Source organism: Allobosea sp. CRIB-10 (assembly GCF_900112185.1).
Classification (GTDB): domain Bacteria; phylum Pseudomonadota; class Alphaproteobacteria; order Rhizobiales; family Beijerinckiaceae; genus Allobosea.
Window position 1 is genome coordinate 20,269 of the sequence record NZ_FOKP01000001.1, and the last position, 15,369, is coordinate 35,637.

A 15,369-nucleotide genomic window follows, 5' to 3' on the forward strand; every position below is an offset into this window, starting at 1 on the left:
GCTTCGCTCCGCCCGAGAATGACGCTTTGAGTCCGGCCTCTAGGCGCCGACCGCTACTCCGTCCTCAAGCTTCACCGCCCCCGACGCCACCAGCGCCAGCGCCAGCGGGTAGATCCTGTGCTCCTGCTCCAGCACGCGCGCCGACAGGCTCGCCTCGTCGTCGCCGGGCAGGACCGGGACCTTCGCCTGCAGGATGGTCGGGCCCGCGTCGAGTTCGGGCACGACGAAATGCACGGTGCAGCCATGCTCGGCGACGCCGGCCTCCAGCGCCCGCGCATGGGTGTGCGTGCCGCGGAAATCCGGCAGCAGCGAGGGGTGGATGTTGATCATCCGGCCCTGCCAGCGTGTCACGAACCAGGGGGTCAGCACGCGCATGAAGCCGGCGAGCACGACAAGCTCGATGCCGTGGGCCTGAAGCTCCGCGTCGAGCGCGCGCTCGAAGGCCTCGCGATCCTTGCCGAAGGGGCGGTGATCGACGCTGGCCGTGGCGATGCCGGCGGCAGCAGCCCGCTCCAGCCCGCCGGCATCCGGCAGGTTGGCCGCGACCAGCACGATCTCCGCCGGAAAGTCTGCAGCCCTGGCCGCCTCGATCAGCGCGACCATGTTCGAGCCGCGCCCGGAGATCAGGATCGCGGTCGGTACCCGCCTTGCCGTGCTCACAGGGCAAGCTTCCCGCGATAGGTGACGGCTTCCTCGGCACCGCGCGCCGTGACCTCGCCGAGCCGCACCGGCTTTTCGCCGGCTTCGGTCAGCGCCGCCATGACGGCATCGGCCTGCGCCGCTTCTGCGACGACGATCATGCCGATGCCGCAGTTGAAGGTGCGCAGCATCTCGCGCTCGGCGACGCCGCCGACGCTGGCGAGCCAGCCGAACACAGGCGGTACGGCGATCGCCGGCAGGTCGATCGCGACGCCGAGATCGTCGGGCAGGACGCGCGGGATATTGTCGGGGAAGCCGCCGCCGGTGATGTGCGCCAGCGCCTTGATGCCGGGCGCCGCCTTCAGCGCCTGCAGCAGGCTCTTCACATAGATCCGAGTCGGCTCCAGCAGCGCCTCGGCCAGCGTCTTTTCCGATGCGAAGGGGGCGGGCGCCTCCCAGGCGAGCCCCGAGAGGGCGACGATGCGGCGGACCAGCGAATAGCCGTTAGAATGCACGCCGGAAGAGGGCAGGCCGAGCACGACGTCGCCGGGGACGACATCGGCGCGCGGCAGCAGCGTGCCGCGCTCGGCCGCGCCGACGGCAAAGCCGGCGAGGTCGTAGTCGTTGCCGGCATACATGCCCGGCATCTCGGCGGTCTCGCCGCCGATCAGGGCGCAGCCGGCCTGGCGGCAGCCCTCGGCGATGCCGCGGACGATCTCGACGCCGGCCTTCGGGTCGAGCTTGCCGGTGGCATAGTAGTCGAGGAAGAGCAGCGGCTCGGCGCCCTGGACGACGAGGTCGTTGACGCACATGGCGACGAGATCGATGCCGATGGTCGAGTGCCGGCCGCTTTCGATCGCGATCTTGACCTTGGTGCCGACGCCGTCATTGGCCGCGACCAGGATCGGGTCGCTGAAGCCGGCGGCCTTGAGGTCGAACAGCCCGCCGAAACCGCCGATCTCCGCGTCTGCGCCGGGCCGGCGCGTCGAGCGCACCAGCGGCTTGATCGCGTCGACCATGGCGTTGCCGGCATCGATGTCGACGCCCGCCTGCGCATAGGTCAGCCCGTTGGCGCCCGGTTTCGTCATCAGTGTCACTCCTTCGCTTCGCGAGCGAATAGGCAAGGGCAGGGCGGGGGGCAAGCCCTTCCGCGAAAGCGTTTCGCACTTCTCCCGTCCATGTTCTACCCTGAGCTGCGATTCAGCCGGCAGGTCTCCCGCGATGACGCTTCCGAACCTGATCACCATTGCCCGGCTGATCCTGGTGCCGCTGGTGATCGTCATGATCGTCAATACCCGCTGGGACGAGGCCTTTTTCCTCTTCGTCGCGGCAGGCGTCTCCGACGCGATCGACGGCTTCATCGCTAAGCGCTTCGACATGAAGAGCGAGCTCGGCGCCTATCTCGACCCGCTCGCCGACAAGGCGCTGATCGTCTCGATCTACATCACCCTCGCCATCGTCGGCATCATCCCGGTCTGGCTGGTGATCGTCGTCGTCTCGCGCGACCTGATGATCGTCGCGGCGGTGATCCTGTCCTGGCTGATGGAGAAGCCGGTGACGATCGCGCCGATCGTCGTCAGCAAGCTCAACACAGCGGCCCAGCTCGTCTTCGCCGCGCTGGTTCTCGGCTCGAAATCCTTCGAGATCGACGCCAGTCCCATCATGCCGGGGGCGCAGATCATCGTCGCGGCCTTGACGCTCGCCTCCATGGGCGCCTACCTCGCGCTCTGGCTGCGGCACATGGCCGGCTGAACCGACAGCTTGGATGATCCCCGGCGGATCACCATAATCAGGGGCCGAGAGGTTCCGTAGAGGCGAGTGCATGAGTCTTCAGCGTCAACTGCTCTTCTGGCTGCTCGCCCTCGCCGTCCTCGTGCTCGCGCTGATGCTGTTCCGCGACGTGCTGCTGCCCTTCATCGCGGCGCTGGCGCTGGCTTATCTGCTCGACCCGCTGGCCGACCGGCTGGAGCGCTGGGGCCTCAGCCGGCTCACCGCGACGATCGCGATCCTCTGCCTGTTCCTGCTCGTCTTCATCATCGGAACGGTTCTGTTGGCGCCGCTGCTGAGCCAGCAGCTCGCCGGCCTGGTGGCGCGCCTGCCGGGCGACGCCGCCAAGCTGCAGGCGCTGATCATGGAGCGCGGCGCGCCGCTGATCGAGCGCTTCGGCGGCGCCAAGCTCGCCGAGGATGCGCAGAGCTCGCTCGGCAATCTCGTCGGCGAGGCGACGAAATGGGTCGGTGGATTGCTGGCGTCGCTCTGGTCGGGCGGCACCGCGATCATCGGCGTGTTCTCGTTGCTGGTGCTGACCCCGGTCATCGCCTTCTATCTGCTCGCCGACTGGGACCGCATGGTCGCGACCGTCGACAGCTGGCTGCCGCTCGACCACCGCGACACGATCCGCGGCCTGCTGCACGAGATGGATGTCGCCATTGCCGGATTCCTGCGCGGCCAGGCCCTGGTCTGCCTGCTGCTTGGAAGTTTCTATGCGATCGGGCTGTCGCTGGTCGGCGTCAATTTCGGCGCACTGATCGGCATCATCAGCGGCTTCCTGTCCTTCATCCCCTATGTCGGCTCGCTGACCGGGCTCGTGCTCTCGGTCGGTGTCGCCACCGTGCAGTTCTGGCCGGACTGGACGATGCCGCTGCTGACGCTCGCCGTCTTCGCCACCGGCCAGTTCATCGAGGGCAACATCCTGCAGCCCAAGCTGGTCGGCGACTCGATCGGGGTGCACCCGGTCTGGCTGATGTTCGCGCTGCTCGCCTTCGGCTCGCTCTTCGGCTTCGTCGGCCTGCTGCTCGCGGTGCCGCTCGCAGCGGTCATCGGCGTGCTCGCCCGCTTCGTGCTGCGGCAATACCTCGCCAGCCCCTATTACCGCGGGCGCTCCGGCCAGGTTCCCGCGCCCCATGCCGAACCGTGAGCCGCCGGTGAAGCCGCGTCAGCTCGCCTTCGACCTGCCGGTCGACGCTCGCCATGGCGTCGAGGATTTCCTCGTCGGCCCCTCCAACGAGCAGGCCTATGGGCTGATCGAGAGCTGGCCGGGCTGGCCAGCCTCCTGGCTGCGCCTCGTCGGGCCGGAGGGGGCGGGCAAGACCCATCTCGCCGCGATCTGGGCGGCGCGCGCCCACGCCTGGACGCTGTCCGCTGAAGAGCTCGACGAGGCCAAGGTGCCACATCTGGCTTCGGGCGGCGCGCTGGTGATCGAGGATTGCGACCGGGCTCCGCTCGACGAGCCGGCGCTGTTCCACCTGCTCAACGCCACCAAGGCGCGCGGCGCTTCGGTGCTGCTGACCGCACGCTCTGAGCCGGGGCAATGGGGCCTGAAGGTGCCGGACCTGCTCTCGCGCCTGCGCCTCGCGCCGCAGGCCGAGATCGCCCCGCCCGACGATGCGTTGCTGCGCGCGCTGCTGGTCAAGCTCTTCGTTGACCGTCAGCTCATCGTCGACACCGGCACGATCGAGGCGCTGGCGCTGCGGATGGAACGCTCCTTCGCCGCGGCGCGCGATCTCGTCGACGCGCTCGACAAGCTTTCGTTGGAGCGCGGCCGGCGCGTCACCCGCGCCATGGCCACCGAGGTGGTCGCCTCGCTCTTCCCGGAGGAGTGAGGCGTCAGGCCTTTGCTATGGCCGCCGTTCCGGTCAGGCGGGCATGGACGGTCTCGATCAGCAGATCATGCGCCCGCGCCGCGATCGCGTCGAGCGACGGCGTCTTGACGAACATGGCGGCGGCCTTCTCGGTCAACTCCTCGCGGCTCGGCAGGGCCGGCATGTGCCACTGCGCGATTGCGTCCTGCGCCTGCGCCTGGACGGCGTGCAGGCGCTCGCCGGCGCGGGCCTGCATCGCCGCTAGGGCCTCGCGGAACTGCGGCAGCGTGAGCGTCGGCAGATGCAGCTCCGGCAGTCCGGGTGCGCTGGCATAGGCGTCGCGGAAGGCCTGGACGATGCGCTCCACCGGGACGGAGGCCGCGAGCCGCTCGGCCGAGCGCTCGATCACGCGCGGCGGCAGCGCCTGCGAGCGCTCGATGACCGCCTGCGGCGGCGCTTTCAGGTCCCAGACCAGGCGCAGCTTCGACAGGCCGAGGATGAGGTAATAGGTCGGGTCCCACTGCCACCAGCGGAAACCCTGGCGGACGCTGTACTGATAGGCGTGGTGGTTGTTGTGCCAGCCTTCGCCCATGGTGATGATCGCCAGCCACCAGTTGTTCCGGCTCTCGTCGCCGGTGACATAGTCCTTGTCGCCATGCACATGCGCCAGCGAGTTGATGCAGAAGGTGCCGTGATAGACGGCGACCGTCGACCAGAAGAAGCCGACGAACAGACCGCTCCAGCCGTCGATGGCGAAGCAGATCAGTGCCAGCGCGGCCGCCGGCAGCAATTCGAAGCGGTGCAGGAAGGCGAGCTCGGGAAAACGCGTCAGATCGGTGACGGTCGAGGTGTCGCAGCGGTCATGGCCGTTGCTGAAGATCCAGCCGACATGGGAGTAGAAGAACGAAGTCAGCACCGGCGAATGAACGTCGTGCTCGGTGTCGGAGAAGCGGTGGTGGTGCCGGTGCTTCGAAGCCCACCAGATCACGCTCTTTTGCGCCGTCGACTGGGCGAGGAGAGCGAGCACGAACTGGCCGGCCCGGCTGGTCTTGTAGGTCCGGTGCGAGAAGTAGCGGTGATAGCCGCCGGTCACCGCGAACATGCGCAGCCAGTAGAGGCCGAAGGCGAGCCAGAGCGAGGTCGCGCTGACGCCGCTCCAGAGCGCACCGAAGCAGGCCAGATGCGCCAGCACGAAAGGAATGGCCGAGGGGTAGACGATATCGCCGTGATCGTCGGCGTGCTGCTGCTCTGACAAGGTCGTTCTCTGGACTGCATTTGAAGGCATGCGGGATTCGCATGCCGACCAAACAGCAGGGGCGGGGCGGGCGCAAGCGCCCTCAGCGCCGCAGCACAGGAAATGGCAGGACGTTGACGATCAAGCGCAGCGCGGCGGCGCTGAGTAGCACTGCGATGAAAGGCCAGTACGCCATGTCGAGCTGGGCGCGCTTGCCGAAGGTGACCATGAAGCTCAGCCAGATGTACCAGGCGCCGAACAGATGCAGCCGGCGCCAGGCGACCGCGCCGATCAATGCGGCTGTCCGATCGAAGGAGGTCGCCGCCATCGCTGCGATGACGAGATAGGCGCTGCCGCCGGCGATCAGCATGCTCGATCCGCCCAATTCCGCGAAGAGCTGCGGGTCGGTGACGGCGAGCGCGATGATGGCGATGGCGTGTAGTAGATGCGAGACGGCGAAGCCGAGCCCAAGCTGCCGCCGGTTGCGCAATTGCCAGCGCGTCCACGGATTCTGGCAAATGCGGAACAGAGCGGAGGCGGTGAAGGCGAGCAGGAAGAGGGCGAGCGAGGTCCGCGCCGTCAGCCGAATCGCCATGCGGATGCCATCGCTCCCGCCGATGGAGGCGAAGGCGGCGACGCTTGCGACAGTCAGGATCGCTGCGAGAGCGCCCAGAAGGGGCCAGCCCTCCAGGCCGGCCGGAAGGGCCGGACTGCGCCTGTTTTCGTGCGACATCGCGCTTTTCCCCTGAGTGACCGTGACATGTAATCAATGATTACATGTCACAGCCTGTGCGGCAATGAGATGTAATCGATGATTACATGATCGTGATGGCTGGCATGGGGTTCAGCCCGGCTGCTGCCGGGCGGGAAACTGGTCTAGGCTCGCGGCGATGAGCACGACGAAAGCGAGTCGGACGGGGTCGAGAGGGAGCGCAGCCAGCGCCTCGACCTATCATCACGGTAATCTGCGCGAGGTGCTGATCGCGGAGGGCTTGGCGCTGGCGGCAGAAGGCGGCCTCGACGCCGTCAGCATCCGGGAGGTGGCGCGCCGAGCCGGCGTCTCGCCGGCTGCCCCGTTCCGGCACTTCCCCGACAAGGTGGCCCTGATGACCGCCGTCGCCGAGGAGGCTATGGCACGCTTCCGGGCCGAGATCGTTGTCTCGCTTCAACGCGAGACCAGCGACGACCCGATCCGGCGCATCCGCGCCATCGGCAAGGCCTTCCTCGACTGGGCCCGGCGCAATCCGACGCATTTCGAGATCATCTCCTCGCGCCGGGCGATCGATTTTGCCGGGTCGGCCTCGCTCGGCGCGAGCAACGCCGAAATCCAGGCGCAGATGGTGAGTTTGCTCGACGAAGCGGCGCGGCGCGGGCTTCTGCGCGTCGACGATCCCGCTCTGATCCAGATCACCGGTCGCGCGTTGGTCTATGGCCTGGCGCGCATGTTGATCGACGGGCAGTTTCCGAGCTGGGGCGTCACGGAGGACGAAGCCGAGGGTGTGATGGAGCGCTCGCTCGATCTTTTCCTTGCCGGCCTGCTCAAGGCCCCAGCATCCGCTGACCCGGGTCGCTCATGACGTTTGCGCCTCGCCTGTCATCGAACCGTCACGCTACGGTGGCTTCAAAGCGAAGGCGGCCGCTGCGGCTGCAAGCAAAACGACACAGAGCAGAGCTACAGGACCGGCAGTGGCACGAGCAGCGTCGACAGCGAGAGCAAAGCGCATGACCCAGGATGTGGCGGAAGCATCGGTTGCGAAGGCTGCGGCCCAGGCGCCGGCCGGCGGCGACCTTCATCTCGACGAGGCGCTGCGGCAGTCGCCGAAGCGGTTCATGAACCGGGAATTGTCCTGGCTGCAGTTCAACCGGCGCGTGATGGAGGAGGCCTCCAACCGCAACCATCCGCTGCTGGAGCAGCTGCGCTTCCTCTCGATCTCGGCGAATAATCTCGACGAGTTCTTCATGGTTCGCGTTTCCGGCCTGCGCGAGCAGCTCAAGGCCGGCGTGGTGACGCCGAGCCAGGATGGCCTCAGCCCGGCCGAGCAGCTCGCCGCGCTGGGCGAGGGCGTTCACGCTCTGACGAGCGACCAGCAGACCCGCTGGACCGAACTCAAGCACGACCTGGAGGCGAATCGGATCGTGCTGCTGCGGCCGGCTGATATCGGCGCGCAGGACCGCATCTGGCTGGAAGACCGCTTCCTGCACTATGTCTTCCCGGTGCTGACGCCGCTGGCGATCGATCCGGCGCATCCGTTCCCGTTCATTCCCAATCTCGGCTTCACCATCGCGCTGGCGCTGGAGCGCGTCAGCGACGGGCGCGCGCTCGACGCGCTGATCCGCGTGCCGGTGAAGATGGATCGCTTCATCGAATTGCCCGATCTCGCCCGCGAGGGCGTCCAGCGCTTCATCATGCTGGAGGATCTGGTCGCGCTCTTCATCGGCAAGCTCTTCCCCGGTTATGAGGTCAAGGGCACCGGCTCCTTCCGCATCATCCGCGACTCCGATCTCGACATCGAGGAAGAGGCCGAGGACCTCGTCCGCGTCTTCGAGACGATGCTGAAGCAGCGCCGCCGCGGTGTCGTCATCCGGCTCGAGCTCCATGCCGACATGCCGGCGCATCTGCGCGACATGATCATCCGCGAGCTCAGGGTCGATCCGGATGAGATCGTCGTCGTCGATGGCATGATCGGTCTGAACGAGCTCTCGCAGCTGGTCGGCGTCGATCGCCCGGACCTGAAGTTCAAGCCCTATAATGCCCGCTTTCCCGAGCGCATCCGCGAGCATGGCGGCGACTGCTTCGCCGCCATCCGCCAGAAGGACCTGATCGTCCATCATCCCTATGAGAGCTTCGACGTCGTCGTGCAGTTCCTGCAGCAGGCGGCGCGCGACCCCAACGTCGTCGCGATCAAGCAGACGCTCTACCGGACGTCCTCGAACTCGCCGATCGTGCAGGCGCTGGCGGAAGCGGCCGAGGCCGGCAAGTCGGTGACGGCGCTGGTCGAGCTCAAGGCGCGCTTCGACGAGGAGGCGAACATCCGCTGGGCCAAGGATCTGGAGCGCGCCGGCGTCCAGGTCGTCTACGGCTTCATCGAGCTCAAGACCCACGCCAAGCTCTCGATGGTGGTGCGCCGCGAGGCTGGCCAGTTCGCGACTTACTGCCATATCGCCACCGGCAACTATCACCCGATCACGGCGCGCATCTATACCGACGTTTCCTTCTTCACCGCCGATCCGGTGATGGCGCAGGACGTCGCCCGCATCTTCAACTTCATCACCGGCTATGCCGAGCCGGCCGAGCTGGAGCGCATGGCGGTCTCGCCGGTCAACCTCAAGAAGCGCCTGCTCGACGATATTGCCGAGGAGGTCGCGCATGTGAAGGCGGGTCGCAAGGGCGCGATCTGGGGCAAGTGCAACTCGCTGGTCGATCCCGAGATCATCGATGCGCTCTACGACGCCAGCCAGGCCGGCGTGCAGATCGATTTCGTCGTGCGCGGCATCTGCTGCCTCAGGCCCGGCGTGCCGGGCCTCTCCGACAATATCCGCGTCAAGTCGATCGTCGGGCGCTTCCTGGAGCACACCCGCGTCTATGCCTTCGGCGCCGGCCACGGCATGCCCTCGGCCAAGGCCAAGCTCTATATCTCCTCGGCCGACCTGATGCCGCGCAATCTCGACCGCCGCGTCGAGGCGCTGACGCCGATTTTGAACGCGACGGTCCACCAGCAGATGCTCGAGCAGATCATGCTGGCGAACTTTCTCGACAACGAACAGAGCTGGACCATCTTGCCCGATGGCGGCTCGCGACGCATTGTCCCGCCATCGGCCGAAGAGTCGTTCAACGCCCACAAGTATTTCATGACGAATCCGAGCCTGTCAGGTCGTGGAAAATCTCTTTCGAGCTCAAGCCCGCGCAGCCTCTCCCGCCGCGCCGGCAAGAAGGCCTGAGCAGGCTTCGGGCCGGCTGAGCGTCGGCAACACCATCGCGATCATCGACATCGGCTCGAACTCGGTCCGCCTCGTCGTCTATGAGAACCTGTCGCGGGCGCCCGCGCAGGTCTTCAACGAGAAGGAGATGGCGGGCCTCGGCCGGCAGGTCGCCTCGACCGGCATGCTGGCGCAGGACGCGATCGACAAGGCGCTCTCGGCGCTGGTGCGCTTCCGCATCCTCTGCGAGGCGATGCATGTCGGGCAGCTTCGGGTCATCGCCACGGCTGCGGCCCGCTATGCCTCGAACGGCCCCGATTTCATCGCCCGCGCCGAAGCGGCCGTCGGCCAGCCGATCGAGCTGATCTCCGGCGATCGCGAGGCCTATCTCTCGGCGCTCGGCGTGATCTCCGGCTTCGACCAGCCGCATGGCGTCGTCGGCGATCTCGGCGGCGGCTCGCTCGAGCTGATCTCTGTCGATGGCGGCAAGGTGGGCGAGGGTATCAGCCTGCCGCTCGGTGGCCTCGCCCTGATCGACCGCTCCGGCAATTCGATGAAGGCGGCCGAGAAGATCGTCCGCGACGATCTCGACCACCATCCGCAGCTCGCCGCGATGCGCGGGCGTGATTTCTATGCCGTCGGCGGCACCTGGCGCGCGCTCGCGACGCTGCACCAGCGCCAGTCGGGCTATCCGCTCAACGTTATGCACGGCTATATCGTGCCGGCCCGAGAGGCGAGCGACTTCGTCCGCCTGGTCGAACGTGCCGATGCCTCGATGCTGGAGGCGATCGAGTCGGTTTCCTCGGCCCGCCGTCCGCTGCTCGCCTATGGCGCGCTGGTGCTCGACCAGATCATCAAGCGCGGCCGGCCGCGCAATGTCGTGATCTCCGCCAATGGCGTGCGCGAAGGTCTGCTGCACGAGCAGCTCGACGAGAGCGAGCGCTCCGCCGACGCGCTGCTGCGCGGCGCCGAGGATTACAACCAGCTGCGCGCCCGCGATCCGCGTCATGCCGCCGACCTGATCGCTTGGACCGAGAAGCTCGTCGCCAGCGCCTATCCGCACGACGACCCGGCGCTGCAGCGGCTGCAGCTCGCCGCCTGCCTGCTCTCCGACATCGGCTGGCGCGCCCATCCAGACTATCGCGGCGAGCAGACACTGAACGTCATCGCCCATGCCTCGTTCAGCGGCGTCGACCATGTCGGCCGCGCCTTTCTCGCGCTGACGGCGTTCTACCGCTATGCCGGCCTGAAGGCCTCCGCCCCGGCGGTCGAAGGGCTGCGGCGCCTGCTGACAACGCGCACGCTCGAACGCGTCCACATCCTCGCCGCGGCTTTCCGGGTCGCCTATCTGATTTCGGCAGGCATGCCCGGCATCCTGTCGCGAGCATCGCTGACCTGCATTGACAGCCGGCTCGTCATGCGCCTGCCCGACGACCTGAAGTCGTTGGCGAGCGAGCGTGTCACCGGACGGCTGAAACAGCTCGCCAAGCTGCTTGGGCGCGAGATCGACATCCGATAGGGCGGAAAGACCTGACCTAGCGCGGCATAAGCTGCTGGAACGCCGTCGGCTGGATCGATATCCGGCCGATGAATGGCCGGTCATGCGCCAGGATGACGAAATAGGCGGCCGAGACGACCAGAACATAAAGATGGGCGGCGACGATCTGCATGCGGAAGGCGTGGCTGTTGCAGACGATGATCGCGAGCAGGGTCGTCGTCGAGATCAGCCACATGGCGAACCATTGCGCCCAGGTGATGCCGGCGACCGAAGCGGTGAGCCGCGCCAGCCGGGCATGGCGGATTTCCAGGAGCTGGCTGAGCAACGGCGTGTAGGCCGCGGCGGTGTTGAGTCGCGACACCAGATGGATCGCACCGAGCAGCTGCTTCTCAGACTGCTCGAAAACCGCATCGCTGAGCGGCGTACTCTTGGCCATGGCCGGCCAATCGACGCCGACCACATCGCGCAGATAGGCCTGCAGCCCCGCGGTCAGTTCCGACCGCGTTCCCTCAGGCAGCACCACGGACAGAGTGAGCGCCGTCTCGACCGCATCCGCCTCGCGCTGCACGGCGGTGCGTGCCGACACCGCGTCGTTCCAGATGCCGGCAGCCGAGAAGGCGACGATCAGGGCGAACAACGCTCCGCAGGCGTTGATGATCGAATCGCGGATCGGCAGGGGCTGGTCGATTCGGCGGCCGAAGCGCGAGATGCCGACGCGGACGAGGCCGATCAGGAGCCAGCAGACCGCGAGGCTCAGCGCCAGCACGGCGAGGAACATCGCCGCCAGCGGCATTTGATGGAACAGGATGAACACGTCGCCCCCGGACTCCGCCCGCACTCAGACGGCGACAGCAGAGCCCAGCTCGGTCTCGGCCGACAAGTCTCTTCTTCGGAAAGCCGAGGACAATTGTCGTGGCGGCGACGATCGGATGCTCACGAGCCGGGATGAGGGGCGGATCGTGGATGACCGTCAGCGCGGGCAGCGGTGCGTGCGCTCGGCGCGCTGGATGTCGGCGATGACGCGGCGCTGGGTCGCCGAAAGCGGCACGTCCTCGACATTGTCGTACTGGCAGCCGGCATTGCCGAAGGCGCTGATGCCGCGCTGGGTGCGGAAGCAATAGCCCTGCGCCTTGTAGATCTCGTTGCGCTGATACCAGAGGTCCTCGCAGCTCTGCGCCGCCGCCGGCGTGGCGGCCGCGAAGAAGGGCAGGGCGATTCCGAGGGCGAGGGCAGGAAGGAGCAGCGTCGACATGACGACCTCTTGCGGTTGCGCGACCATCTCTGCCGGCCCTTGCGGACAGGACAAGCCTTTTCGCGTTCTGCCATGGCAGGATCACGATCCTGTTGCAGGAGCGCGTGATCGCTCCGCTGGCAAAGCTGTGAATTGACGCTGCCGCGCTCGCGGGGGAGAAGAACCGCAAGGTCATGCAGCCGTTTCGCCTTCTTCGTCCGAATCTCGTCCGCCTGCGGCGTTCGATCGCCGTCGGGCTGACGTTGGTCGCGGCGGCCGCACCCGTCATGGCGCAGGCGCAAAAGCGCTCGGTCTCGCTGATCCGAGATGCCGAGATCGAGCAGTTGCTGCGCGACTATGCGGCGCCGATCTTCAAGGCGGCCGGGATCAATGCCGGCGGAACCAGGATCATCCTGATCAACGATCGCGCCTTCAACGCCTTCGTCGCCGACGGCAAGTCGATCTTCGTCAATATCGGCGTGCTGATGGATGCGGCAACGCCGAACGAGGTGATCGGCGTGCTCGCTCATGAAAGCGGCCATCTCGCCGGCGGGCATTTGGCGCGGCTGCGGCAGGAGATGCAGAACGCCCAGATCCTCTCGATCGCCGGTCTGCTCGTCGGCGTCGGCGGCGTCGTCGCCGGCGCGCGCAGTGGCGGTTCCGCGATCGGCAATGCCGGCGTCGGCGCGATGGGGGCTATCGCGGGGCCGCAGGAGCTGGTGCGCCGCTCGCTGCTCGCCTATCAGCGCTCCGAGGAGCAGGCGGCGGATCGCGCGGCTGTGCGTTTCCTCTCGGTTGCCGGCATGTCGGCCAAGGGCATGCTCACCGTCTTCCGGCGCTTCGCCGAGAACAGCGCCTTCCTGTCGAAGGCGATCGATCCCTACACGCTGAGCCACCCGATGCCGAGCGAGCGCATCGCCCAGCTCGAGACGCTGGCGAAGCAGAGCCCCCATTTCGACAAGCTCGATCCGCCGGCTCTGCAGGCACGTCACGACCTGATGCGCGCCAAGCTGATGGGTTTCGTCGAGCGCGAGGCCGGCGTCGCCCGCCGCTACGGCATGGCGGACCAGTCGATGGCGGCGCGCTATGCCCGCGCCATCAGCGACTACCGCTCCGGCAGGATGGCGCAGGCGCTGGCGGCCATGGACAGGCTGATCGGCGAGCAGCCCAAAAATGCCTACTTCCTCGAACTCAAGGGCCAGGCCCTGCTGGAGGCCGGGCGGGCACGCGAGGCCGTGCCGGTGTTGCGCCAGGCGGTCGCGCTGGCGCCGCAGGCGGGGCTGATCCGGCAGATGCTCGGTCATGCGCTGCAGCAGACCGGCGACAAGGCCCTGCTCGACGAAGCGATCCGCGAGCTGTCGAACGCCGCGGCGCGCGAGCCCGACTCGGCCGAGGTGCATCAGCATCTCTCGAATGCCTATGCCGCCAAGGGCAACATCGCCATGGCCGAGCTGTCGGCCGCACGGCACGCTTTCGCCAAGGGCGATTGGACAGTCGCCCACACCCAGGCGAGCCGGGCTCTGGCCAAATTGCCGCAGGGCTCGCCTGCGGCGCTGCGCGCTCGGGACATCGTCGAGTATGTTCCTCCCGACAAACAACGATAGAGCAGGATGCGAAAAAGTGGGGACCGGTTTTTCGCAGGAATCCTGCTCTAAACCTTTAGAATCGATCACGTCTTATGATTTTGGATCGACCCGATCCAAAATCATCGTGATCTAATGGCGCCCGAGTCGCGCCCTTGGAAAGGACCGTCGTCATGATCTTCTCTTCGCTGCGCCGTCTGGCGCTCGCCGGCATCGCGGCCTGCGCGCTCGCCGGAGCTGTCGCACCGGCGCAGGCGCAGGCGCTCTCGCCAGACCAGCGCAAGGCCGTGGTCGAGTTGATCAAGGAGACGCTGCTGAAGAATCCCGAGCTGATCCAGGAAGCGCTGGTCGAGCTCGAGAAGCGCAACCAGGTCGCCCAGGTCGAGGCGCAGCGCAATGCGCTCGCCGCTGAGAAGGCCAGCCTGACCGATCCCGCGACCTCGGTGATCGCCGGCAACCCGCAGGGTGACGTCACCCTTGTCGAGTTCATGGATTACAATTGCGGCTTCTGCAAAAGGGCGATGGAAGACGTTCGCGCCCTCGCCAAGGACGATGCCAAGCTCAAGGTCGTGATCAAGGACTTCCCGATCCTCGGCCCCGATTCGGTCGAGGCCAGCCGCGTCGCCATCGCAGTGAAGAACCAGCTCCAGGGCCAGAAATACTGGGATTTCCATCTCAAACTAATGGCCACCAAGGGCCGCATCAACGGCGCCAAAGCACTTGAGATCGCCAAGGAGGCCGGCGCCGACATCGAGCGCGTCAAGAAGGAGATGGACGCGCCGGCGACGCGCGCGGTGATCGAGCAGACCGTCGCGCTGGGCGACCGTCTCGGCCTCACCGGCACGCCCGCCTTCATCGTCGGCGACGAGGTGGTGTTCGGCGCGGTCGGCCAGGCGGCGCTGAAGCAGAAGATCGAGGCCGTGCGTAAGTGCGGCAAGGCGACCTGCAGCGGCTGAGTTTCCTGCTGAAGCAGGCCTTTGCCGCGTCGTTTCTGTGGACCAGCGGCTGAAACAGCATTGATTTGCATAGGCAAGGCGCCCCGTGGGCGCCTTCGCCCTTTTCCTGACCCACTGTTCCGGGTAAAGACGCGCGACATCGCGAGGCTGCCGGCTTGATCCGGCGCCATTCATTCGCATATGCGCATCCTCTTCGGGACCTGCCGTCCCGCCCATCGAGCTCACGAAGACGGTGAAATCCGCCATGGCGACCAAGAGCCCCATCGACCCCGAACTCGTGCGCGAGATGGCGCAGCTGATCAACGAGACCGATCTGACCGAGATCGAGGTGCAAAAGGGCGACCTGCGCATCCGCGTGGCCCGCACCATCACTGCGACCGTGATGGCGCCGGTCGCGGCCGCGCCTGCCTTCGCCCCGGCACCGGCCGCTGCTGCGCCTGCCGCCGCACCGGCCGATGCCAAGGCGGCCGCCGCCCATCCCGGCACGGTCAATTCGCCGATGGTCGGCACCGCTTATCGCCGGCCGTCGCCGGAGGCCAAGCCCTTCATCGAGGTCGGCCAGGAAGTGAAGGCAGGCGAGCGCGTGCTGCTGGTCGAAGCGATGAAGACCTTCAACGACATCGTCGCGCCGCGCGGCGGCAAGGTCGTCGCCATCCTGGTCGAGGACGGCCAGCCGGTCGAATACGGCGAGCCCCTGCTGGTGATCGAGTGAGGATTCATCCGGGCGGG

Annotated in this window: 15 protein-coding genes; 9 read left to right on the forward strand and 6 right to left on the reverse strand. The window is 67.0% G+C overall.

Features of this window, described 5'->3' with window-relative positions:
* Positions 1 to 39 precede the first annotated feature (39 nt).
* Positions 40 to 660 (reverse strand): phosphoribosylglycinamide formyltransferase, encoded by a 621-nt coding sequence (gene purN, locus BMZ69_RS00095; protein ID WP_092153568.1) that lies wholly within the window; start codon positions 658 to 660, stop codon positions 40 to 42.
* A complete protein-coding gene (gene purM / locus BMZ69_RS00100) occupies positions 657 to 1,727 on the reverse strand; it encodes a phosphoribosylformylglycinamidine cyclo-ligase (protein WP_092153570.1) in 1,071 nt (356 codons plus the stop codon). The genes purN and purM overlap by 4 nt, the downstream gene beginning before the upstream one ends.
* 133 nt (positions 1,728 to 1,860) lie before the next feature.
* On the opposite strand from purM, the gene BMZ69_RS00105 reads away from it, so the two are divergent.
* The 3 genes from BMZ69_RS00105 (at position 1,861) to BMZ69_RS00115 (ending at position 4,241) form a co-directional block, all read left to right on the forward strand.
* Positions 1,861 to 2,391, forward strand: coding sequence for a CDP-alcohol phosphatidyltransferase family protein (locus BMZ69_RS00105; RefSeq protein WP_092153572.1), 531 nt, complete (start codon positions 1,861 to 1,863; stop codon positions 2,389 to 2,391).
* Positions 2,392 to 2,461: 70 nt separating this feature from the next.
* A complete protein-coding gene (locus BMZ69_RS00110) occupies positions 2,462 to 3,556 on the forward strand; it encodes an AI-2E family transporter (RefSeq protein WP_092153574.1) in 1,095 nt (364 codons plus the stop codon).
* Positions 3,543 to 4,241 (forward strand): P-loop NTPase family protein, encoded by a 699-nt coding sequence (locus BMZ69_RS00115; protein WP_092153576.1) that lies wholly within the window; start codon positions 3,543 to 3,545, stop codon positions 4,239 to 4,241. The genes BMZ69_RS00110 and BMZ69_RS00115 overlap by 14 nt, the downstream gene beginning before the upstream one ends.
* 4 nt (positions 4,242 to 4,245) lie before the next feature.
* Here the strand turns inward: BMZ69_RS00115 and BMZ69_RS00120 are convergent, their stop codons facing one another.
* Together BMZ69_RS00120 and BMZ69_RS00125 are read right to left on the reverse strand one after the other, a co-directional pair.
* Complete coding sequence (locus tag BMZ69_RS00120) at positions 4,246 to 5,475, reverse strand: acyl-CoA desaturase (protein ID WP_244543142.1); 1,230 nt, start codon at positions 5,473 to 5,475, stop codon at positions 4,246 to 4,248.
* A gap of 82 nt (positions 5,476 to 5,557) precedes the next feature.
* Positions 5,558 to 6,187, reverse strand: coding sequence for a hypothetical protein (locus tag BMZ69_RS00125; protein WP_092153580.1), 630 nt, complete (start codon positions 6,185 to 6,187; stop codon positions 5,558 to 5,560).
* 157 nt (positions 6,188 to 6,344) lie between these two features.
* Here BMZ69_RS00125 and BMZ69_RS00130 point away from each other — a divergent pair, with 157 nt between their 5' ends.
* The 3 genes from BMZ69_RS00130 to ppx all read left to right on the forward strand — a co-directional run bounded on the left by BMZ69_RS00130 (position 6,345) and on the right by ppx (position 10,891).
* The gene (locus tag BMZ69_RS00130) at positions 6,345 to 7,031 is read left to right on the forward strand and encodes a TetR/AcrR family transcriptional regulator (protein WP_092153582.1); all 687 of its coding nucleotides are present in this window, start codon (positions 6,345 to 6,347) and stop codon (positions 7,029 to 7,031) included.
* A 145-nt stretch (positions 7,032 to 7,176) separates the two neighbouring features.
* Positions 7,177 to 9,393: an RNA degradosome polyphosphate kinase gene (locus tag BMZ69_RS00135; RefSeq protein WP_092153585.1), complete on the forward strand. Its 2,217-nt coding sequence runs from the start codon at positions 7,177 to 7,179 to the stop codon at positions 9,391 to 9,393.
* A complete protein-coding gene (ppx, locus tag BMZ69_RS00140) occupies positions 9,329 to 10,891 on the forward strand; it encodes an exopolyphosphatase (RefSeq protein ID WP_092153587.1) in 1,563 nt (520 codons plus the stop codon). The genes BMZ69_RS00135 and ppx overlap by 65 nt, the downstream gene beginning before the upstream one ends.
* A gap of 16 nt (positions 10,892 to 10,907) precedes the next feature.
* On the opposite strand, the gene BMZ69_RS00145 is transcribed toward ppx, so the two are convergent.
* Positions 10,908 to 11,684, reverse strand: coding sequence for a bestrophin-like domain (locus tag BMZ69_RS00145; protein ID WP_139218938.1), 777 nt, complete (start codon positions 11,682 to 11,684; stop codon positions 10,908 to 10,910).
* Positions 11,685 to 11,840: 156 nt separating this feature from the next.
* Positions 11,841 to 12,122, reverse strand: a complete 282-nt coding sequence (locus tag BMZ69_RS00150) for a YARHG domain-containing protein (protein WP_092154542.1) — start codon at positions 12,120 to 12,122, stop codon at positions 11,841 to 11,843.
* A gap of 173 nt (positions 12,123 to 12,295) precedes the next feature.
* On the opposite strand from BMZ69_RS00150, the gene BMZ69_RS00155 reads away from it, so the two are divergent.
* The 3 genes from BMZ69_RS00155 (at position 12,296) to accB (ending at position 15,352) form a co-directional block, all read left to right on the forward strand.
* Entirely contained in the window at positions 12,296 to 13,705 is a 1,410-nt protein-coding gene (locus tag BMZ69_RS00155; RefSeq protein ID WP_092153591.1) for a M48 family metalloprotease, read from the forward strand.
* 152 nt (positions 13,706 to 13,857) lie between these two features.
* Complete coding sequence (locus BMZ69_RS00160; protein WP_092153593.1) at positions 13,858 to 14,640, forward strand: DsbA family protein; 783 nt, start codon at positions 13,858 to 13,860, stop codon at positions 14,638 to 14,640.
* Positions 14,641 to 14,884: 244 nt separating this feature from the next.
* Positions 14,885 to 15,352, forward strand: a complete 468-nt coding sequence (gene accB / locus BMZ69_RS00165; protein WP_092153595.1) for an acetyl-CoA carboxylase biotin carboxyl carrier protein — start codon at positions 14,885 to 14,887, stop codon at positions 15,350 to 15,352.
* Positions 15,353 to 15,369: the final 17 nt, after the last annotated feature.